This window comes from Candidatus Vallotia laricis (genome assembly GCF_020541325.1).
Taxonomy (GTDB): domain Bacteria; phylum Pseudomonadota; class Gammaproteobacteria; order Burkholderiales; family Burkholderiaceae; genus Mycetohabitans; species Mycetohabitans laricis.
In genome coordinates this window covers 124029-147214 of the sequence record NZ_CP047399.1, presented here as the reverse complement: position 1 = coordinate 147214, position 23186 = coordinate 124029, and the positions used below count along the sequence as shown (strand labels likewise).

The window sequence follows — 23186 nt, the reverse complement described above, 5'->3', positions numbered from 1 at the left end:
TCGGTACTCAAAATAGCAATTTTTGGGCTAGCATACATTCATTCTACACTACTCCGGTCTAGAGCGATACTTTAGCTGAAATGTAATACGCCTTGTCAAAAATCTGATTTTGATAAAAAGGTGATGATGATCATAGTCAACTTGACAGATAGATTTATATTAATATACATCCTTGGGTATATATTAGAGTTATTATAAATACGCCTACACGCCTGCTGCACAAATCCACTGAATCTCTGATTATACCGGGGACTGAGTGCATCGACGTCTAGCATGTAAATCGACTGTTTCAGTGTAATGCATAAAATCAACTAATATATTTCTATGTAGCAGATTCGAAACCACTCCAGGACTATGTCTATAGTACCTATATGGATCTAAAGTTCACGATGTCAACCGAGGTGACCGGCTGTGGTGACTGACACCTTTGGGTGGTACCATATTGGTGGTAATCTTGTACCTAAATCAAAATTAGTAAAATAAAAATAAAATGTATGCCATATTGTGCGCTGCATGGCAATTACAAGACATATCTAGAATTACAAGACATATCTAGATATAGATCTTACACAGCTCTGCCTGTATTAATGACCTGATTAAACTTGATTAAGTAAGTTAGAAACAATGGGATTTAGCACGACACAAAAAACTAATCCGCGTTATTTAGGTCGACAAGGTTGTGCATAAGACTTAATACTTATTAAAAATAAACTCACACATTATACTGAGTCTCTTATTTCAAATATTACTGGTTTGTTATCTAAGTTGATCTCACCTAGCGGTGAAATGTCATTGTAGCCCATCTACTTATTTTGTTGCCATACTAGCTCTTGCTGTCCTAGTGGTAAGGTTACAACTCTTCCAGTACCGCAGTGGGGATTTCCGATGATAGTAATAACTAAATACCACTATATCACACCTAAACTACTCATCTATTATCTTGCCTTTAAAATGGCAGCTACTTTCTCTTACCCATCATGGAGTAACATTTATGTTTTATTTCGCTTGCATTGTATAACCTAGTATTCAGAAGGTTCGAAAAATGACGGTTGCATGCAATGATTTTTGGTTTATAAAAAGTCTATTAGGTATTGTATATTGCTATATGATCGATAACTGTAATGCGTAGACTCATCACCTCGTCTAGTATTTTTCTGCATTAAATAGAAAGTTTGAGCCTACTGAAATAACAAAAGCGGCGCGAAAGACTCGCAGTATACTTAACCATCACATCTCGCGAGCCAAGACAATATCTTGTAGCATAGTCAGTGCCAAAATTAAGACCGATTACGGCATATATTGCCCGATTGGCCGGAGATCTTTGCATACACCAACGATCGAGAAATCATGGGCTTGCGATGCAAGAGGCTGCCGTTAGGTGTGCAAAGTTTCACCTAGAGTTAATCCTATATAAGCAGGGCATTGCCCCTATGGATGCTTGCATTGCTTAAAGCCGCACTGTTGTGCTACTTCCTGATGCACCGCCCCCCAAGTACGGGGCGATGTCCTTGTGGCCGCAGATCACCAGTCTAACCCCGCACGGAGAAATGGATGTCAATCACCCCACAGGAAGCACTGCAGCGCACCATTGAGCACCGCGAGATCTTCCATCACGAGATGTTGCACCTAATGCGAATGATCATACGTGGAGAAATGTCACCGATCATGGTGTCCGCTATTATTACCGGGCTTCGCGTAAAAAAGGAGACAATCGGAGAAATTACCGCAGCGGCAATCGTCATGCGTGAGTTTTCTAATCACGTTCAGATATCCAATAACCAACACTTTGTCGATATCGTAGGCACTGGTGGTGATAGCTCGCAAACTTTTAATATTTCTACAGCAACAATGTTTGTAACTGCTGCAGCGGGCGCAAAAGTCGCTAAGCATGGAAATCGTGGCGTATCGTCTAAGTTCGGAAGCGCAGACGTGCTCGAGGCACTCGGCGTTAACATTAATTTAACGCCGGAAGAGGTGTCGCAGTCTATCGAAACGACCGGTATGGGCTTCATGTTCGCGCCGAACTACCATCCAGCGCTGAAAAACGTCGCATCTATTCGGCGAGAAATGGGGGCGCGAACGATTTTTAATATACTGGGACCATTAACTAATCCAGCTGGAACGCCAAATCAACTACAAGGAGTATTTCATCAAGATTTAGTTGGTATTCAAGTCCGAGTGATGCAACGGCTTGGCGCAAACCATGTGCTAGTCGTTTACGGATGTGATGGGATGGACGAGGTATCACTTGGCGCGCCGACACAGGTCGGCGAGTTACGCAATGGCCAGGTATATGAATACAAGATTCATCCCGAGGATTTTGGCTTGCAAATGGCATCAAATCGCTCCCTCAAAGTCTCGAATGCGGATGAATCAAAAACAATGCTGCTCAGCGCACTGAACAATATACCGGGCATAGCCAGAGAAATTGTTACGCTTAATGCCGGTACTGCGCTGTATACCGCTAATGTTACCCCTTCGATTAAAGAGGGAATTAATAAAGCACGTGAGGCAATTATCAGTGGAGCTGCTCGTGCAAAGGTAGATGCGCTTGTCCGCTTCACCCAGCAGTTAAGTTATTAAAACAAATAGTACTATCATGACTGATATTCTCAATCGCATTATTGCAGTTAAGCGCGATGAGATTCGTGCTGCCCAAGTAAGTGCGTCCCTAGAAGAATTAAAACTCAACGCTTACGTTCGTCGCGGCGAACTACGCGATTTTACTGCGGCGTTACGTGCCAAGCACGCGATGGAACAGCCAGCAATCATCGCTGAGCTAAAAAAAGCCAGCCCCTCTAAGGGAGAGTTACGTAGTACCTTCGCGCCAGCAGACATTGCCCGATCATATGAGCAGCATGGCGCCGCATGCTTGTCGGTACTGACCGATCAAAAGTTTTTCCAGGGAAGCACGCGCCATCTCCAGCTGGCTCGAGACGCTTGCACCCTGCCTGTGCTGCGCAAGGACTTTATTATCGACTCATATCAAGTGCTAGAATCGTGTGCAATAGGCGCTGATTGCATTCTATTAATCGTTTCTGCCTTAGACTCAGTGCAGATAAGAGAGCTAGAGGAATACGCATATTCACTGGGTCTTGCAGTATTAGTAGAGGTGCACAACGCAGACGAACTGGATGTAGCTTTAACGCTTAAGACACCTCTAATCGGCATTAACAATCGTAATCTGCATACATTTTCCGTTACGCTGGATACTACACTGAGCCTTCTCGATAGGATTCCAGATGAGCGTATCGTGGTAACTGAGTCGGGAATATTTACACGTATTGATGCGGAGCGAATGCGTGCTGCTGGCGTTCATACCTTCCTTATCGGCGAAGCATTGATGCGTGAAGACAACCCTGGTACAGCTCTCGCTAATATTTTTTCGAACTACTAGGTATATGAAAAAATGTTCTTTAAAGCTTAATTAAATATACTCGCAAGTCGCGACTACCTATAGCCCTTTTTCGTGGCTACGATAGTTGAATCCGTTACACTTACTTTATTCTACTTCCATGAACCTATGAGCTAATTATAGTCATCTAAGTTTAGCGGCGTTAGTGGTTATGAGTGTGTAAATAGAGCCGTATTAAGTGAGATACTTAAACTCGACGCACTGCCCGCTATATATATCGACATTCCTGTTCATTTATTGTGCGGTTATTAACCTATCCGTTATAACGGATTCACTAAATGGTCACAGGACGATTTACTAAGCATCGGAAAACAGTAAGCTATACTCTTATATCGGAATATCTTACCTTGCCATTGCTACTTTATCGCGATAATAGCTTCTATATTTATCGAATTTATCGACTCACCAACACCATCTTCTAAGTTCATGATGGTATAACTATCCTAGTTAACTCTCTACTTTGAATGGCACTAGCCCTCGAACAACAATTTAATTGTCTTCCATCAGCGTGGCACAGATACTTAGCGCCGTTTATCGGTAGTTTGATATACGCACGTTTGTGCGATTTTGTGGACCGCGAACGCAGCAGTGGAAAGATAGTGTATCCAAGCGATGTATTCCGATCGTTACATTTAACGTCTCCGGACGAGGTCCGGGTAATCATATTAGGTCAAGATCCCTATCACGGCGAAGATAATGGCATACCACAAGCTCACGGACTAGCATTCTCCGTTCCACGAGGTGTCCGCCCCCCCCCGTCATTACGCAATATTTTTAAAGAAAACGCCGCTACTTTTAACCATGCGATTCCACGCCATGGCTGCCTAGATTACTGGGCTTGGCAGGGGGTTCTACTGCTTAATACAGTACTAACTGTTGAGCGAAATCGCGCAGCTAGCCATGCGAGGCAAGGTTGGGAGCAATGCACGGACACACTGATCGAGCACTTTTCTATGCAGCACGAAAGCCTAGTGTTTATGTTGTGGGGCTCATATGCGCAATCAAAAAAAAAGTTAGTACAAGGCCCTAGTCATTGTATTCTAGAAGCACCACATCCGTCACCGCTATCAGCGCATCGCGGTTTCCTTGGTTGTCGTCACTTCGCGCTTACGAATGAGTATCTACGCTATGCTGGTCGTGCGCCAGTCGATTGGCGCATACCCTAATCCGCCTACATTGCACTCTGTTTATTTTTCTTGATTATCCAATAAAATTTTTAAGCCTTAAGGCTCGGATAAATATGGGATTTTAAAAGTACCTGCAGATGCTATTGGCAGAGCACTGGGGTTTATTACTACTCTCAACTATGATATACACTCCCTGCCCGTACAGAAAAACAATATAAACAGTGGCACTACAAAGGTTGCCGCACTAAATAAGATTATCAGTTAATGTACAACCTATGCGCAATAGTGCACTATTAAATCTGGGATGCGCCACCTAATCATAGCTTTCAATAAGTGGTCTACTGCTATTAGCAGACCCTTATTCTGCTAACGCTAGTTTAGCGTTGCATGATGAGAGCAATTAATACATCTGGCAGCGTATCTTGCTTATTATATTATCTTTAGATAAGAGTTTTTGTATCAGAAAATAAACGCTTTTGGTTTTTTAGTTCCGTTAGATACCATCTATAAATAAGAAGTCGTGCCTGTTGGGTGGCACTGCTATTTTATGCTTATGATGACTTTCGATAGTATATCTATGCTGAAATAGGCAAGTTAAAAGCCGAGTAATCAACTATAGTACTAAAAGCGTATCACGACAATTATGCTCTATGCATTATAGACTGCTCCCAGATAATATGCATCGCAATCCCAAAAAAGTCGCAGTCTCATAGAGATATAAGAGATTTATCTCCGACTAGTTTGTAATATTAGCATGACAGCATAGCGTATGAATTTGCCTATCAGGTAATTGCTAAACATTCAAATTAGCAGCATAAACTACTAACGGTCTAGCTTTGCATTTGCTAAGGCGAGGCTTACTAGAACAAATAGAAAGCTCCCGTCACTTTAAGGTGATAGAAGAACAAATCAAATTTACTCAATATATAAATAGATATTAGCCGGATAAATAGAAACTTTGCAAGTTTCTTGGTAGCGCGTTATTGTACTAGCTATACTAGAGAACTAATGTCTATCGAGGGGTATTGATATGCATTATTCATTTTCACTGGGTTTTTATAAGGCGAAGCTAGTATCAAGTAGATTATTCAGCAGTCAATAATTAACCTTAAAATCTTAATAAATCTTTGGTATATGTGTATGTTAAAATAAGAAAACTACGCACTGCAGATTTTATAAATTTAGATCAGTGAAATAAAATAGATTACTGGCATCCCTATATACCAAAAGCACCGCTAAGATAGACAGTCATGTATTATTGCGACCCCAATGTTACAAGTTCCTGGAGCCAGACTTTTAATAAGCATAAAAACCTCTGCAGCCTATCTATCGTGATAATCAGCTTCTGAATATCCACTATCGTGAATGATCATAACATCTAAGTGGCGTTAAATTTCCAAGACTATGAAATAGTTATTTGTAGTTCACTACCTCTAGTAACGTTGCAACATTATGAATGTCTAAAATTACCCCCCCTGTCTGCACACTAATAAACGAACAGAGAAAAGTCTAGGAGCATTTGTAGCCAAGCATTTTACATTCCATATAATAGTAGATTATTTAAATAAAATATTTATCGCTATTGAAGTGCAATACTTCGTGCTTATGTATTATTTAGGGTCTTTGTAGAAAATATTGATTTATCTAGTAGAAACTCTCAGCCCAACCTAACCTAAAAGGTTAATTCTCTTCTTATCAAAATCTTACTGAGCATGAGAAAATTCTCTAAAGTCATCAACTGTCGTTTATATTCCCTCATAAAAGGGACTGTAAAACACAAAGCGGGTTCCACTCGAAAGAGTTGAAATTATTATCAATAAAGCTAGGATATAGGATAGTATTTTAATCTGTGTAGTTGATTCTAGTTTCGACTTTTTAATATTTCTAAGTAAAGCTGATTTCGATAAAAAGCTTTTACTTGTGTGCTACATGTTATTCGCAAAAGTTTTCTATGAGTCTCAAATGCGGCATTATCGGCTTACCTAACGTCGGCAAGTCCACCCTCTTTAACGCACTTACTAAGGCAGGTATTCCTACTGAGAACTATCCATTTTGCACTATCACACCGAATGTTGGTGTAGTCGAGGTACCAGATCCGCGGCTCGATGCTTTAGCACAGATTGTAAGGCCTGAGCGCATCCGGCCGGCAGTCGTTGAGTTCGTCGATATTGCTGGGCTTGTCGCAGGCGCCAGCAAGGGCGCTGGTCTCGGTAATCAATTCCTTTCTAATATCCGCGCAATGAATGCGATCGCGCATGTAGTTCGCTGCTTTGATGACGATCATATAATTCACGTCTCCGGAAAAGTAGATCCGCTAGCGGATATTGAAGTTATTCATACCGAACTAGCATTAGCTGATCTATCGACTGTCGAGAAAGCACTTTCGCGCCATGCAAAAATAACAGGATCGTCTAATAATAAGGATGTATCTAAGATAGCTGCTGTGCTAGAGAAAGTGCGTGCGCAGCTAGACGAGGTACGTTTAGTTCGTTTGATGGAACTTTCCGATAACGAACGCGCATTAATTAAGCCATTTTGCCTAATTACCGCAAAGCCGATGATGTATGTTACTAACATCCATGAGGATGGTTTCGAGAATAATAAGCACCTTGATACGGTTCGTAGCTATGCAGAAAAAGAGGGCTCGTCAGTCATTTCCGTTTGTGCCTCTATCGAAGCGGAAATTGCTGCGTTACCGAAGAATGAAAAAAGCATTTTTTTAACCGATATGGGCATGTCTGAGTCTGGACTAGATCGTGTGATCCGGGCAGGCTTTAAGCTGCTTGGGCTACAGACATTCTTTACAGCTGGTTTTAAAGAGGTACGTGCCTGGACTATCTATGCTGGTGATACCGCAAAGCGTGCAGCTAGCATTATTCATACGGACTTTGAACGTAGATTCATCCGAGCTCAGACAATTTCGTACGATGATTACATAGTCTATAAAGGAGAACAAGGCGCGAAAGAGGCAGGCAAAATGCGAGCCGAAGGAAAAGAGTATCTTGTGCAGGATGGGGATGTGTGCAACTTTCTGTTAAGCACTTAAAAATGCCGGGACTAGCACGCAATATTGCAAATATTGCTTCTCTTAAAACTACGTGATTGATTTATACGCAGTCTATTTTAACATAAGCCTTAAGCTATGCTGTGATGAATATGCATAGATTTTTAGCACTTGTTTAGTCGAGCGTCTCAGCATCAATGAATATTAGAACTCTAGAAAGAGCTTGGTTAGCTAACGGCTCCATAATTATCTATTAGATATAGTACAACCAGTAATTCACGGAATCATCAAGACGAAGGTATAACAGCCGAGTCTTTTTATGGTGTGCAGATAAATAGCTAGACTTATTGTGCTCAATATACTTGTTTATATAGTTAAACGGCTCTATAAAAATTAGAGCTGTTGTTCGTTAGCTACTAACGAACAAATATTCAGCAGAATAGGGCATTATGGATTTTCTGTTACGAACAATAGTTGAATACAAACTGTCGAAAATCTGCTCGAAATAACTTCTTTTTCTAAAAACTATTTAAAATCCGAGTAGTAGAGTATTTCGTGCGTCACAGATATTCCGTCATAATCCTATTAGTGATAGTAATTGCTCGTTAGCGAAATTTTCTTACTAGGTTGCTACATACACTATAATGTTTAACAATGACTCTGAATGAATATTGTTCAATAACTATCACTCGGCTATGTAAAGTCAGCGAGCATAGATATCGCCAAAATGAACTTGATTACTTCTGGTGCTGACTTAAGGTTCAAATTGCCTCAGTACGTGTTTCGATCCACGATTTAGAGTCTCCACTTAAATGTGGGCCAACTCTCTTACGCACCTGTACATGATAATCGTTTAGCCAGGATATTTCATCTACACGTAGCAAAGAGCGATCGATACAGCGAATATCGATTGGGCATAGTGTTAGCGTTTCAAAGCAGAGGAATTCGCCGAACTCAGTCGTACGAATAGGCCAATTCAGCAGTAGGTTCTCAATACGGACACCCCATCTACCTGGACGGTATATGCCAGGCTCGTTTGAGGTAATCATGCCTTTTTCCATCGCCATGTGGCACTCTGGCGATACATGATGCGAAATCATCTGCGGCCCTTCGTGCACATTTAAAAAATAGCCGACCCCATGACCAGTTCCGTGACCAAAGTCGATATATGCGTCCCAAATTGGTGCTCGCGCTATAGCGTCTAGCATAGGTGAGCAGATACCACGAGGAAATTTCATGCGAGACAGCGCAATCATACCCTTAAGTACTAACGTAAAATCGTGTTTCTGTTTAGCACTAATCTGACCCACCGGTACAACGCGTGTAACATCGGTAGTGCCACCTAGATACTGTCCGCCAGAGTCGATCAACAGTAGACCGTCGCCTTTGATTAAGGCATGCGACTTTGGTGTCGCACGATAGTGCGGCATCGCGCCATTGGCGTTAAAAGCAGCAATTGTCGGAAAGCTAAGACACATGAAATCGAGCCGGCGCGCTCGCGCTTCAGTAAGTTTTTCGTCGATCGTCAACTCAGTGATATGCTCACGCCCAAGAGCCTGCTCGAGCCACGCAAAAAATTCCGCGAGCGCTACACCATCTTGCTCCATGGTCGCTCGCACATGCATGACTTCCGATTCTGTTTTGCAGGACTTTGCAAAAATTGACGGATTTACCATTTCAACTAATCTTACACCAGGGTGTACAGCTCGCATTAGTCCACATGTTACACGGCGGGGGTCGATTAGTAGTCTGCTTCCGGGTGAAATCTCTGCTAACTCTGCCAATGCGTTTCCGTATGAGGCAACACGTATACTATCCTGTGCTAGTTTATTGCGCAACGGCGTATCGATCTTGCCATCAGGTGTGTACAGTGTCACATGTTGTAGACCAATCAATGCATGTGCGACGAATGTGGGACTATAACTTATATCGGTACCGCGAAGATTGAAAATCCATGCAATATCATCTAAGGTGGAAACAAAATGCCACTGCGCATCTTTGTCACGCATTATGCTCCGTATTTGATCGAGCTTTTGTATGCGTGCTACCGGCGCGTAGAAGTAATCGTGCTCATACACTGGTAGTCTGGGTAGAACTGGTCGTTCTTCCCAGATTAGTTCGAGCAGGTCCACATCTAGATGCAGTTGCATGTTATGAGCCTGCAGTGCAACTTGCAGGACACGCGAATCGGATAGATTTAGCGTTCTGCCATCTACGCCAACCTGAGCACCAGCTGCCATATGTGTAACGAGCCAGTCTATGTAATATAATTCTTGCCCAGCTGACATTTTTATCAGCTCAATATCGCTGTCAGCTAGTTCTACAGCAGCTTGCACCCAGTATCGGCTATCGGTCCAAAGTCCAGCAAAATTAGACGTTACAACTAACAAACCAGATGAGCCAGTAAAGCCAGACAACCATGTGCAGCCTTGCCAGAATTGCGGTAAGTATTCAGATAAATGTGGATCGGCAGACAGAATGATATATGCGTCTAGATTAGCGTGTTTCATCGCATATCGCAGCTGTGCTAGCTTTTCATAGGAAGTGGGTACCTGATCGTCAGTAGGTTGTCGGGTATTTATTGAGCTCACTATCGTGAAAAATATAATCTAAATTAGACGATCTTAGGATCATCATACGCTGAGCACATACGTCTCTTGTACGAGCAGCGTGCCTTCTTGTGCAACGCTAGCACGATATACTTTATTTTAACCAGAACCGCAGTCAGCACTGCTAACAATAAACACGGGCATGCCGGATATCGGCATGCTGAATATAAAAGCTATTATAATTATTAGACGAGGTCTTAAATCTCGACACCAAAAAACAGTGTACTAATTCAATCTATTGGCATAAGGTTATATACTGTCGTATTCGTCTAATGAATATTACGGTAGACATTTCGTGCTGGATGTGAATCATGAGTGGTTTTTCTGATTTTAATCAGTATCAGATAAACGGCGAATAATCTTTAATTACAACAAGTCCGGTTAATTCTGGCCTCGAGATTAGAAAGGTGATGCGCACTATAAAGTAGATGCAATTCTAACATTAAAAATAGCTTTTTTATTTTAGATAATGATCTAATCCTAGTTTAGATATCAATACAAAGTTATGAGATGCTGTCTACATAGGGCGACTAGCTAATATCCATTAGTATACTTTATAACTACCTCGTCGCATCTCTAAATGCGCTTCTTGTAATGCCAGAGATCATCACTCCGTCACTAATCGAAATCTCGTCAGTTAGTGAGATGGGAAGATGAGTGGTGCTAGTAATAATTACTACCAAAAACGATCTATATGGTAGATCAACGTCTATAAAATAGCGAAAAGCGATATTATTAGTCGTGGACTATCACACAAGGGGTGCTTTTATAACTGAAGATCCCGCAATTTGATGACCGACATGCTTCACTTGATAGAAAAAACCTTGGTTACTCACATTTTCTATCTAGGATAAAAATGTGAGTCAGCCACAATATATACTAACTTTACTTTTATTTTAGCGAGTGTTAGTTAATTACTATAAATCAAATGAGAAGATGCGCACGTCCTTTCGGTACTGGGCGCACTCTCATATGCCGTATGTAGGTAAGAAATACTAACTGAATTATGATATCGACGACCTATATCTGGACTTAAGTCCGATACCGCTTAACCGATGAGAATATGGTAGTAAACATGTAATCTCGCGGTTTTCGAGCTCTTGCCAGATTCTACTTGAGTCGCCTATTCCGCATACTTATACTCTGTTTCAATACGAAGAAAGAAGTCCATCGCGCGATATAAGTGGTATTCGGTCTAGATTCTAGATTTCAGAGTGCTAATCGAAGCTTAGATTTTATAAAGAGGACAAACTCAATTTCATACCGCGCGAAAGCGGTACATAGCCCATAAAGTACTAATCAGATAGAGATCAATGTATATTCGGTATTGATGGTTTCGATAGAAATATCGCTTGAATATAAAATGTTTAAAGATATTGCTAGTCAATTCGTATTGTTTATCTATGTCAGCGAGGAGCTATGTGCCATGCATCTTTCATATAGAATCTATATAAGCCGATTGTTAATAACCATACAGTAAAGTACGGTAAAAGCTTGATAGACACTTTATCGCTAAAGCAATTATAGTTGCTGGCTACCTTTTATTTCCACAAGCTCAATAGTATCTCTCGTGTACAACGTCTATTATCCTAATTATTGTCATAGTGTCCTTGAGCCCATAGTCAATATACGAAAAAATTAGCCAAAGTTAATTATTAGATGGTTAAACGGCATAAAATGAACTCGTACATAGGAATGCTGGTGTTTGTCAGTAGATCTATCGGCAGCGCTTAAGATGCTATCGGAGTGCTAATTAAAAAGTTTTCTCATGGCCCGCTAATACATGCAGTGATCTACATGTCCACGGTAATTGCGACATACTGATTAATCTGATGCCGAGTTTTACCGGTACGCAGCCCCCCCCTTGAGTATTCGTAACAGATAAGCATATTTTGTTTTCTATTGAATGTGACTCTGTTTGCACCTTTTCTGGATGTGCTGATGAAACCAAATATGCAGAGTAAGTTAGAGCAGCTAACTAAGCGGCTGCCAGAATGGAATGAATTACTGTCACGTAAAGATATCGTGTCCGATGTCGAGAAATACAGTAAGCTAGCCCGTGAGCACGCTGAGCTCGTTCTAGTAGTTGAGCAATACACAAAGTGGAGGTCCGCTTGCAACGATGAGGCAACCGCACAGGAACTTCTAGATGATCCGTCGATGCGGGAGTTTGCAGAGGATGAACTTAGTGCGGCACGAAGCCGAATTGATCAACTAGAGCACGATTTACAGAAAATGCTGCTGCCGAAGAATCCGAACGACGAGCGCAACATCTTCGTGGAAATCCGAGCAGGTACCGGCGGTGAGGAGAGCGCACTCTTTGCTGGTGATCTTCTTCGCATGTATCTACGGTATGCAGAACGCCATCGCTGGAATGTTGAGATGATATCAGAGAGTACTTCGGACCTAGGTGGTTACAAGGAAGTAATTATTCGAATTATTGGTCAAGATGTCTATTCTCGGCTTAAATTCGAGTCAGGTGGGCATCGTGTTCAGCGTGTTCCGGCCACTGAAACGCAGGGACGGATTCACACTTCAGCCTGCACAATTGCTGTGATGCCAGAAGCGAATGAGCTCACCGAGATCGCGCTTAATCCTGCCGATCTTCGGATTGATACATTTAGGGCGTCCGGAGCCGGCGGCCAGCATATTAATAAGACTGATTCAGCAGTACGCATTACACATATTCCAAGCGGAATTGTGGTGGAATGCCAAGACGATCGTTCACAACACAAAAATAAGGACCGCGCGCTGAAAGTGCTAGCAGCCCGCATTAAAGATAAGCAATACCAGGAACAGCATTCAAAGGAGGCTGCCACGCGTAAAAGCCTTATAGGATCGGGTGATCGATCTGCGCGCATTCGGACTTATAACTTTCCACAGGGCCGATTAACCGATCATAGAATTAACCTGACCCTGTATAAGCTGGAACAGATTATGGATGGTGATTTAGATACGCTTATTAATGCGCTCGTCTCTGAACATCAGGCCGAGCTTCTCTCTACGATGGGCGAAACCCACTAATCTCATCATGAGTTGCGTCGCGAAATTGCTGGGATCTTCGCCGCTCACCCCACTAGAAGCTCGTATTTTGCTCTCTTATGTGCTAAATTGGCCCCGCACCGCGCTAATCACTCGTGCCAATGAATTACTGCCTAACGACTTGTCAGAACGCTTTCTAGCGTTGCAAGCACAACGTATCTCAGGCAAGCCAATCGCGCAACTAGTAGGTTCGCGTGAATTCTTTGGGCTTGACTTTGACGTAACGCGGCACGTACTAATCCCGCGCCCAGAGACAGAACTATTAGTCGAGTGTGTACTAGATGCGGTACAAAAAATTTCTCTTCCTCGCATACTTGATCTTGGTACTGGCAGCGGAGCAATCGCGATCGCGATTGCTTATGCGCGACCAGATGCACAGATAGTTGCTACTGATTGTTGTACTGATGCGTTAAATATTGCATGCCGCAACGCGAAGCGCTTGCTTGGCGATGCAGCACTTATGCTACCTCCACCAAGGTTGGCTAATCATCATCACTCTGTTTTTTCGAGTCACCCAACACAATCCCGACTTACATTATGCTGTGGCGATTGGTTCAAAGCGCTTAATAAATCGTATTTCTCTGTTCCGGTGCAATTTGATGTTATTGTCAGTAATCCACCTTATATCAGTATATTAGACCCTCACCTCTGTGAAGGTGACTTACTCTTCGAGCCGCTAGATGCTCTGACCGACTATGCAGATGGGCTTAGTGCAATTCGTACGATCATCGCTAGCTCCGTAACATGGCTAGCGCCCGGTGGCAAGATATGGATAGAACACGGGCATAATCAAGCGAAAGAAGTGCGTTCTCTGCTTAATACATACGGACTTTATTCAATACACTCAGTACGGGATCTAGCTGGCATCGAACGCGTTACTGGTGGTAGTGTAAGCAGACCATACGACAAATGAAGCAGAAAAAAATTCTCTATCATAATTAAATAAAGGTTATTTATGGATACGCAAGAGCGCATTAAGAAAATCATCGGCGATTATCGAGTTGGGTTATTTATGAAAGGTACCGAACAATTTCCAATGTGTGGTTTTTCTGGTCGGGCTATCCAGATCTTAAAAGCGTGCGGCATTAATTCAATACATACAGTTAATGTTTTAGAGGACGAAGAAATGCGGCAGGGTATTAAAATATTTTCGAACTGGCCTACAATTCCCCAGTTGTATGTAAACGGCGAATTCATTGGTGGCTTAGATATTATGATTGAATTGTATCAATCTGGAGAATTACAACAACTATTTGCTAATGCATGCACGTCGTCTCGACACGACAGCTAATTTGCTCAATGCTAGAGTGTTCCACGGTGCCGATTAGCTCCGATGTTCTTCGTTCATTGCGAAAATAGACAGCGTGGAAAGCCATCTAATTATTTCTTCTGTCGGCTGGCTCTCAATATACTGAGGGCTATTAACGATAACACGTGCAACAGTTAGTGAATCACTATAATCCTCGCGATATCAAACCAACCCGAGCCAGCTGCCTATTTTTTAGATGACGATATGATCGTACGCTATGCTTTTTTCGATGAAAACGATGGCTAGAATTGCTTATAGACTATCGGAAATAACCTGATGTAATTATTTTGATTGCTCGGGTTGCTGCCATTAGCCATAACAATAGTATCTACTTGCTCTAATAGTTTAAGAAGCGCCGCTGAATGAATATCTACGCAAATAACAGAAATTTATAGCCACCTCATAATATAAAAGAGATTAATAGTGAGATAATATTTTCCTAGATATATTCTGGTTCAGAGTAAAACTCTTTCTATCGTAGAAGGAACCCGAGACGTATTTAAATAAATAATTATTAAAATATAATCTACCTCTCATTTTCTCCCTGTTATATACGTTTTAAGTTCACTAAAAGTCATAGAAAGTTATAAATAGTAGTTATCGTGGCCTACATGTCTTCTTCTGTATCAGCAAGCTGCTGAAGTAGATTAGATGCAGGTAATGGGCTTTTATGCAGAGTATAAAGTGTACGGCTCTGTAACTGTTCTCTTAGCTGAGAATATTTTTAGTCAGATGTTAGATATTAATAGACATGCTGAAATTATTGCATAATGTTGCATTGATCGGTACTTAGATTTTTTCGTGATATAGGCATTATCAACAAATTAGAACAAATTATATGCTGTAAATAGCATATCTAATAACTAAAAACCCGTACACAACCTACATACCGGCGCATTTCACTAGATAGGTACACTAACCTAAGTAGTTCAATCATCTAATAATAACAAGCGATTTATCGTATCTATATTTTTAAGTGAAAAGAATTTTTAGCACATTTTTAATGAAATTTATAAAGTATATGGGCGAGATCTTTACATACAAATAATATACAATTCTCACCTAGAAGGTGAAAATTGTATATTATTTTGTTAGCGCATAGAAAATACGTAACAGTATCTCAGCTACTAGTAGCTTAAGCTAACAGATATGCATCGGTACCAATCTATGTTGATACCGATGTTCCATCAGTCAAATCTCGACGTCATCGAGGATTTTCTCTCGCCGCTCTCGCTCATCTAAGTATGCAGTGCGCCAGCCACTAGATACCCCCCACTGATAAAAACCGAGAGAAATTACCGTGACGACTACCATATCCCAGCCATAAGAGATATAGTCAAGTCCACCAAATGGCTTACTACCAATGTACGATAGCCCGCCCATCACTGGTAGGTAAATAATCATCCACCAAGCTGAACGACAATCTTTAGAAAATCCTTTCCAGTGCGCTTTAGCTTGATAGTAGAAGAAAACCGGAAGCGCGACAACCATAAGCAAAATAATTTCGCCTGTTAACGGCCATTTTGCCCAGTATAAGATTAGCGATGCGCAGACAAATGCAAACGGCGCAATCAAGCTCATACCAGGGATGCGCAGTGGCCGCGCAATGTCGCCGCTAGTGCGACGCAAGGCCATCAAACTAATGGGTCCCGTGAGGTATGAGATTACTGTAGCAACAGAAATTACCGCTGCCAATGAACTCCAACCACGGAAAAAGAACAGGAATATAAACGCAACAATTAGGTTAAACCACATCGCAGGTCGTGGCACTCCATAGAGTGGATGAACGCTACTAAAAATTTTTGGCAATGTATTATTACGCTCCATCGCGTAAATCATCCTAGTCGTCGTAGCCATATAAGTGGTACCGGTACCACTAGGACTCACGAACGCATCGACATACAGTAACATGGCAAGCCAATTTAAATTTAGGGAAAGAGCGAGCTCAGCAAACGGTGAACTAAAATTCAATTTATCCCAGCCCCTAGTAACACCTTCTGGATCAATGGTGCCAATGTAAGCGATCTGAAGCAGCACATAAATAACCAAAGCAATTAAGATTGATCCGACTACGGCAAACGGCACGCTCCGATCCGGATTGCGTGCCTCACCCGCTAGATTCACTGGGCTCTGAAACCCATTGAAGGAAAATACAATACCACTAGTAGCTACAGCGGTCAGAACTGCCGACCAACCATACGGCGCAAACTGATCAGTTGCACTCATCAAAAAGTTCTCAGTATGAAAACTCGTTAGAACAAGACCTAAAATAGTAACGCCTGGAATCAAAAACTTGAAAAGTGTAATTGCCGAGTTAGCGTGTGCAAATAGTTTTACGCCCCAATAATTTAATAGGAAATACACAATTACAAGTACAGCCGACAGTAAGAGCCCCGGTAAAGTAAGCTCACCATGCACAAATAGTGCATGGGTCCAATCATAAGGCCATGAGCTCATATATTGAATTGATGCTTCTGCCTCAATCGGTATCACAGAAACGATGGCAATCCAATTGGCCCACGCGCTGATGAAACCAACCAATGATCCATGGGAATAGCGGGCATAACGGACCATGCCGCCAGACTCCGGAAACATCGCACCGAGTTCCGCATAGGTTAGAGCAATCGCAAGAATCACAACTGCCCCAATTACCCATGCAATAATTGCTGCAGGCCCTGCAATTTTTGCTGCCTTCCAGGCCCCAAAGAGCCAGCCTGACCCGATAATCGAGCCTAAGCCGGTCAACAGCAGCGCGAATGGGCTAATGTTTCGCTTGATCGAACTATCCACAACATCTCCTAGGAACATGAACGCGCTTTGCCGTTATATCGCGGCTGGCTAGCACGTATCGTGAATACGCCTCATACGCCAGTTACAACTGGCGCGAAGTTTAATAGTGGCACCTTTCTAACTGGCTATCAGTTATAAATCGGCAAACATGGGATGATGACTCGACGAAATGCGCGTCGAACTAACCAGCCGACGATCGGTTAATATAAACCGCCAGTATCGGCGGGGCGAGATCGCTATTTACACCAATTTTAAATGCAGATGCGGACCGTTACATGAAAACAGCAAAAAAAGCACGATTCGATACTCCCCATAATAGAGGCGTATCTAAAGAAACTGCTAAATTTAAGAAAAATCATTGGCTGGGTCTGATATTTCACAATATAATTATGCTTGCAAGATTTCAAGCGGCAAGTGTTGGTGGTTGTACATCTGTATGTAGTCCCTTGCAACGGTACTCCGGTTGTTCCTCTCAACCTTCCTTGATTTTCGTGCGCTATCGGGCTTGAGCCCTTATTCATTTTTAAGGATTTGTTTTATGGAAACCGGAACCGTCAAGTGGTTCAACGACGCCAAAGGTTTTGGCTTTATTACGCCGGATAGCGGCGGCGAAGATCTATTTGCGCATTTCTCAGAAGTGCGCATGGATGGCTTCAAAACCCTTCAAGAAAATCAAAAAGTTACATATGAAGTAAAAACAGGCCCCAAGGGTAAACAAGCGGCCAATATTCGGGCAGCGTAAGTTCCTCCAACTCGTGTGATACGCTACAGCTACCCTTTGCTCTATGCAAAAAGTAGCTGTAGCTATTTTTTCAACAACCCTATGCTAGGAAACACATTTATATCTAGCAAATAGTCAGTTAAACACGGCTTACCATAAACTCTATATCTATGCTAGAAGCAAGGCTTTCCTAACAACTAGGCAAATTTTTCTGTCCGCAAAACACAGGTTTAAGTGTTATCTTAACATCATCAGTCACCTAGTTTTTCAATATTGGCTAAGATCCCCTATAAAAATATTGTAGCCCTACATCAATAATAACTAACTACACTTAATTATTTTATGATTCTAAATTGTATTTAGTAAAGTACTAGATTAAGAGATTAAAGTATTTTCTAAAATCTTACGTCTTTATTTATTTATTTATTAATAAATCTATTTTCGATTAGAATATATACTATAGTGTTTTCATAGATATGAGACTCAGAAATAAACTATCTAGCCAATCATCTTTATATCGTTATTTTTAGTTTAGCAAAGATAGATGATAAAAATCAACTCAATTACCTATTTTATACTTAGAATATAGCTAAGAGTAAGATTTAAAATAGCGCACTAGTTTCGTTTGTAAATTTCCCACTTATGCTATCGCATGAGCAATTATTTAGCGAGTATCCACAAAATACCTCATGTAGTAATGCAGAACTACTCAATCGATCAATTATAATTGATAGCGCATTAAATAGTTCCTAAAATACGTAGGTATTAAAGCGATTTTAATATATGTATATTAAGTTAGCGGAGAATTTAGTCTATTTTAATTTAATAGAACAATGCGTATCAAGCTGCTATTTATAGCAGCTGCTATAAATAGCATTATTAAATTATCTTGTTAGCGTTAAGTAGATATAGTCTTGGAAATGTAAATTGCCTCGCCGGCGGAGTAATAAATCACGACTTTATAAAAATAGCTACGATAAGTGCTTCTATTATCAGCGTAGAAGCTAAGCCTAAATCTGCCAAGCAAAACGCTCATGTTAAACTAAATCTAGTTTATAAGCGCAATAGATGAACTATCTACTATAGTGATAGTTCGAGTTAAAGTAGATGCGGTGTTCAATATAAATTAATGGGATATATTTGTTGACTTCTTACATTGTTACACATACATATAGTATGTATGTGTAACAATAAATAATCTTTAGATTATTAGTCTCTCTAAACTATCAATAATAGAATAACCTATAAAAGGTACAGTAAACGACGATCGTTTACTTTAAGTAAACATAATTATAGTTTATTTATAGTTCTATTTTTTAGATAGAAAAATATTTAATGTAACTATTAGAGTTTATAAAATAAACTATAATTCTATCTTTAGAAAGAACAGTTCTCTTTATATTCTTGTTAAAGATTTTTGGTAATTTAATCCGACATAGTCATATAATAACTGTATTTATCATTACACTAGTGATTTTCTATAAATCAGAAAAATTTATTAAAAATTCCGAATCTTTAAAAGATGTCTAATGTTTATTATTTAATTTTCAATAATGTTTAAAAAATAAACTAGGTACATGCAAGAATTTTTAATTCTACCAAATTAGATGAAAATTAATTTTTATATCAAATTACTATAAATATATATAAAAAGTATTAAGAATTTTTTCTTCTAATATGAAAATAACAGTCGACGTTTAGCTATTTGAGCCGTAAATATGACTTATTAGCTTCTTCTGATCTACTTTTTAGGTAATTTAGATAAGGCATCTATTTTGCATAGTTCTTGGTCTCTTGAAAAATCTTAATATAGTATATAGTATATTCCGATATCTCTAAGAATATGAAAGGGTGCTAAATTTTCGTTTTAATTACTGCAGGAAAGAAAAAACGATTTTTAAGTGTAAATCTACATTAAAAGAATAATTAATAGATATGTAAACTTTTTCTTTATGCTGTACAAGCAACCTTATAAAATAAAAAACAAGTTTTAAGTTGAATGAAGAAAATATTGGTGCCGGCTGCAGGACTCGAACCAGCTACCTGTTGATTACAAATCAACTGCTCTACCAGATGAGCTAAGCCGGCGTAGGGCTAAGTGTACTACAACATCGGTGCGCGATAAAAGATCACTTAATTACTTTTAGATGTTTACGCCCCCGTACCATGTTTTTCTGACTAGTATTTGCAGCAGCTACATCATCGGAATCTGATATACGCTCTATTTGTATTTCTTTGGCATTTTGCAATGGCAAGATCCGCATCTCTACAGCTGGTTTTTTTATCTCGTCTTTTTGGAGCTGGTGCTTATATAATAAGCCTTGATTTTCATTCGGAGTCATTGCGCAGTACTGATTTCCTGTAAGTGATGAAAATGCCGCCTCGCCTTCGATGGGCTTATCTGTTACTGTTGCGAACGCTATTCCTTGCCTATTTTCGTGTGCATAAATCGCTAGGACATTATTGACTGGAACTATTATTTTATAAGATTTACCAGAGAAACGTGTCAGAAATGTAATCGAGTCATTTCCTATTTGCAAGTTGTTAGTCGCATTAAAGCTAATATTGAGAATAATTTCATGATTATGCATGAACTGCTGAGGAACGCGTGTGTGGTTATCGACTTTCACGGCGATATATGGTGTAAATTTATTATCTGTACACCATGCATATAGTGCGCGCAATAAATATGGCTTAATAAGAATCATCTTTTTCCAAACGCTGTGTGTAGTTCTTACCACTCGGGCGCTGTATCTTCGGGCAGTTTAGAAGAGTAGGGCGCCTATCTCTACCTAACGACGCATAACCTTTTCAGATGGCGTCAGCGCTTCAATATAAGCAGCTCGGCTAAAAATACGTTCCGCATATTTCATAAGTGGTGCTGCATTTTTAGATAGTTCTATCCCATATCGCTCAAGGCGCCATAACAATGGCGCAATCGCGACGTCTAGCATTGAGAATCCTTCGCCCAACATGTACTTATTTTTAACGAAAATTGGTGTAAGTTGTGTGAGTCGATCCCGAATCCCTACGCGCGCGCGTTCATGTACTTTATCTGCGATCTTCCCCCTCTCATTCTCGAGCATACTAACATGCACAAATAACTCTTTCTCAAAATTAAGCAAGAATAAGCGTGCACGAGCCCGCTGAACAGGATCGGCCGGCATTAATTGCGGATGAGGGAAGCGCTCGTCGATATACTCATTAATAATGTTCGACTCGTATAAGATTAGATCGCGCTCCACAAGAATAGGTACCTGTCCGTATGGATTCATCACTGATATATCCTCCTGTTTTTTAAAAAGATCAACATCGCGGATCTCAAAATCCATGCCTTTTTCGAATAGTACTAATCGGCAACGCTGAGAAAATGGACAGGTAGTTCCGGAATACAAAACCATCATTTTTTACTTTCCTTGAAAAACTAAAAGGGTGAGGCGGCAAAGAAGCGTTTTATACTTATCCCCTCGGCTCTACCTACAATCGCTAATTGTATATTTACTTGACTAGTATATAAGCTTGAGTTCCTTATTCTATAAAGTTAAAATGCTGAGAAACAGTGAGAGCCATATTTTATGTAATCGTGCGTTTTGTTAGTCGTCTAATACAAAGCGATGATGCTAATTAACCAGTTTAGTAAGGTTATTACACTTATAAGATACTTTACTATTGCTAGTATCTTTAATAAATTTTGAGTCTTACTACTACGTAGTAACCGCAGTACATATCAACAAATTTAAAAGCACGAGTTGTACTGCGCCTCAGCTCATCTAGGTCGCCAGAGAGCATATAGAGGTATGTATAGAGCTTGCTGATACTTGTTCGCTCCAAGTAGGTATCTGTTAGCAAGACACGCATTTAACTATTACTACGTTCTTATCGTTCACGCTAATATTATTGCATTTGTGATGCAGCTTAAAACTTACGTATTTATGCGGCTGCTTCAAGCAGCATAGACTAATGCGAGTTAGCGGCCTACTAAAAATGAAAATGTATAAGCTGTTGAGCCTTAACTAATTACAGTCATAGTTGGAAATTTAAACTGGGTGCTACAAAGAGAGTGTCTAGAGGGAGGACAACGAAGATTCCATAAGAAAAATACGGACGATAGATGCAAACTTGACTAGAATCAGATTAGGCTACTATAGAGGAAAATAAACGATAACAACACACTAGAACTTTAGTTGAATTCCAGCTATTCCAGAATTACTGGTACGAACCGCAACTAACTAGTTTTTTACTTTACTACGGGTTTTAATTAATCCATGACTATGATTATCATAACATAATTTTTGAAATTTTCCGTCATTAAATTCTATATTTAATAGACTAGTGAATCTACCTAAAATAGCATATTTTAGTCATAGTCTCGTGTTTATCTATCAAAATTTACTGAATGCTATTATCAGAATTTAATCAGTTAAATATAAATAAGCGGTGCAATATAAAATAACTACATAATGCTATTAACTATCATTAGTTGAGATACAAAAATTAATAAAATTTGCAGAATAACCCTACATTATTTAGACTGTTTATCTATCTAGCATCTCGCTCATGAATGCTTCAATTAATATTGCATTTATAATTCACCATAGAAATGGCTGGAGGATACTAGTAGGATTAAAAAATTAGAAAACTAAATTTATCGCATCTAGCGTAGATTATTTTAAATAAAAATATATAAAGACGGTGAGTAATTTAAAAAAATGTTTTTATAAAAAATTTTTTATCGTAATAAACTTTTATAATTTGACAAATTGATTCGAATGTCTAAACATAAAAGACTTTTAAAGTTATGCTACTTAGCTTGACGTACTTACAAGAATCTTGTATTCAAGATACCACTATAAGAGATACCACTATAAGTCTTATGATTTAGTGAAATTCTGGTACTTTAGCTAATTGCTCTTATGGTAGATAGGAATACGGATGCTATTTATGGGGGGCATTCTATTCTGCTAAATTTTCTATACAAATGTTTAGCGAAAATTTATACAATACATACTCTATTATTAATCTCCGCTTAATAAGAATTAAGAAATTGATATTACTTGAAACCTACGCAATAGTGCATCTTACTTGCGCATCCCGCTTATACATTGAAACGCGATGGGATATTTTCAATACTGACAGCGTGATCTGCGGTAACTAATCACTCTATCGGAA

General features: G+C 40.0%; 12 protein-coding genes and 1 tRNA gene. 8 read left to right on the top strand and 5 right to left on the bottom strand.

Annotated elements, in window-relative coordinates; all coding sequences use genetic code 11:
• Nucleotides 1–1551: 1551 nt before the first annotated feature.
• From trpD to ychF, 4 genes are all read left to right on the top strand, one after another.
• Nucleotides 1552–2583, top strand: coding sequence for an anthranilate phosphoribosyltransferase (gene trpD / locus GKR41_RS00720; protein ID WP_226809942.1), 1032 nt, complete (start codon nt 1552–1554; stop codon nt 2581–2583).
• Between the two features lie 16 nt (nt 2584–2599).
• Nucleotides 2600–3397: an indole-3-glycerol phosphate synthase TrpC gene (trpC, locus tag GKR41_RS00715; RefSeq protein WP_226809941.1), complete on the top strand. Its 798-nt coding sequence runs from the start codon at nt 2600–2602 to the stop codon at nt 3395–3397.
• Nucleotides 3398–3879: 482 nt separating this feature from the next.
• Nucleotides 3880–4581, top strand: coding sequence for a uracil-DNA glycosylase (locus GKR41_RS00710; protein ID WP_226809939.1), 702 nt, complete (start codon nt 3880–3882; stop codon nt 4579–4581).
• A 1912-nt stretch (nt 4582–6493) separates the two neighbouring features.
• Complete coding sequence (gene ychF, locus GKR41_RS00705; protein WP_226809938.1) at nt 6494–7588, top strand: redox-regulated ATPase YchF; 1095 nt, start codon at nt 6494–6496, stop codon at nt 7586–7588.
• A 719-nt stretch (nt 7589–8307) separates the two neighbouring features.
• On the opposite strand, the gene GKR41_RS00700 is transcribed toward ychF, so the two are convergent.
• Nucleotides 8308–10128 carry an aminopeptidase P family protein gene (locus tag GKR41_RS00700; protein WP_420885667.1) on the bottom strand — a complete coding sequence of 607 codons (1821 nt, stop codon included), beginning with the start codon at nt 10126–10128 and terminating at the stop codon, nt 8308–8310.
• A gap of 1968 nt (nt 10129–12096) precedes the next feature.
• On the opposite strand from GKR41_RS00700, the gene prfA reads away from it, so the two are divergent.
• Genes prfA through grxD form a run of 3 tightly spaced genes read left to right on the top strand, consistent with a single transcriptional unit; the run spans nt 12097 to nt 14488 of the window.
• Nucleotides 12097–13179, top strand: a complete 1083-nt coding sequence (gene prfA, locus GKR41_RS00695) for a peptide chain release factor 1 (RefSeq protein ID WP_226810201.1) — start codon at nt 12097–12099, stop codon at nt 13177–13179.
• 7 nt (nt 13180–13186) lie between these two features.
• A complete protein-coding gene (locus GKR41_RS00690; RefSeq protein ID WP_226809935.1) occupies nt 13187–14110 on the top strand; it encodes a HemK/PrmC family methyltransferase in 924 nt (307 codons plus the stop codon).
• A 42-nt stretch (nt 14111–14152) separates the two neighbouring features.
• Entirely contained in the window at nt 14153–14488 is a 336-nt protein-coding gene (gene grxD, locus GKR41_RS00685; protein WP_226809933.1) for a Grx4 family monothiol glutaredoxin, read from the top strand.
• 1209 nt (nt 14489–15697) lie between these two features.
• Here grxD and GKR41_RS00680 read toward each other — a convergent pair.
• Nucleotides 15698–17296, bottom strand: a complete 1599-nt coding sequence (locus tag GKR41_RS00680) for an APC family permease (RefSeq protein ID WP_226809932.1) — start codon at nt 17294–17296, stop codon at nt 15698–15700.
• Nucleotides 17297–17834: 538 nt separating this feature from the next.
• On the opposite strand from GKR41_RS00680, the gene GKR41_RS00675 reads away from it, so the two are divergent.
• A complete protein-coding gene (locus GKR41_RS00675) occupies nt 17835–18038 on the top strand; it encodes a cold-shock protein (protein ID WP_226809931.1) in 204 nt (67 codons plus the stop codon).
• A 1991-nt stretch (nt 18039–20029) separates the two neighbouring features.
• Here the strand turns inward: GKR41_RS00675 and GKR41_RS00670 are convergent.
• From GKR41_RS00670 to GKR41_RS00660, 3 genes are all read right to left on the bottom strand, one after another.
• Nucleotides 20030–20105 (bottom strand) — tRNA-Thr (locus GKR41_RS00670).
• Nucleotides 20106–20146: 41 nt separating this feature from the next.
• The gene (locus GKR41_RS00665; protein ID WP_226809930.1) at nt 20147–20725 is read right to left on the bottom strand and encodes a ClpXP protease specificity-enhancing factor; all 579 of its coding nucleotides are present in this window, start codon (nt 20723–20725) and stop codon (nt 20147–20149) included.
• Nucleotides 20726–20809: 84 nt separating this feature from the next.
• Nucleotides 20810–21421, bottom strand: coding sequence for a glutathione S-transferase N-terminal domain-containing protein (locus tag GKR41_RS00660; protein ID WP_226809929.1), 612 nt, complete (start codon nt 21419–21421; stop codon nt 20810–20812).
• Nucleotides 21422–23186: the final 1765 nt, after the last annotated feature.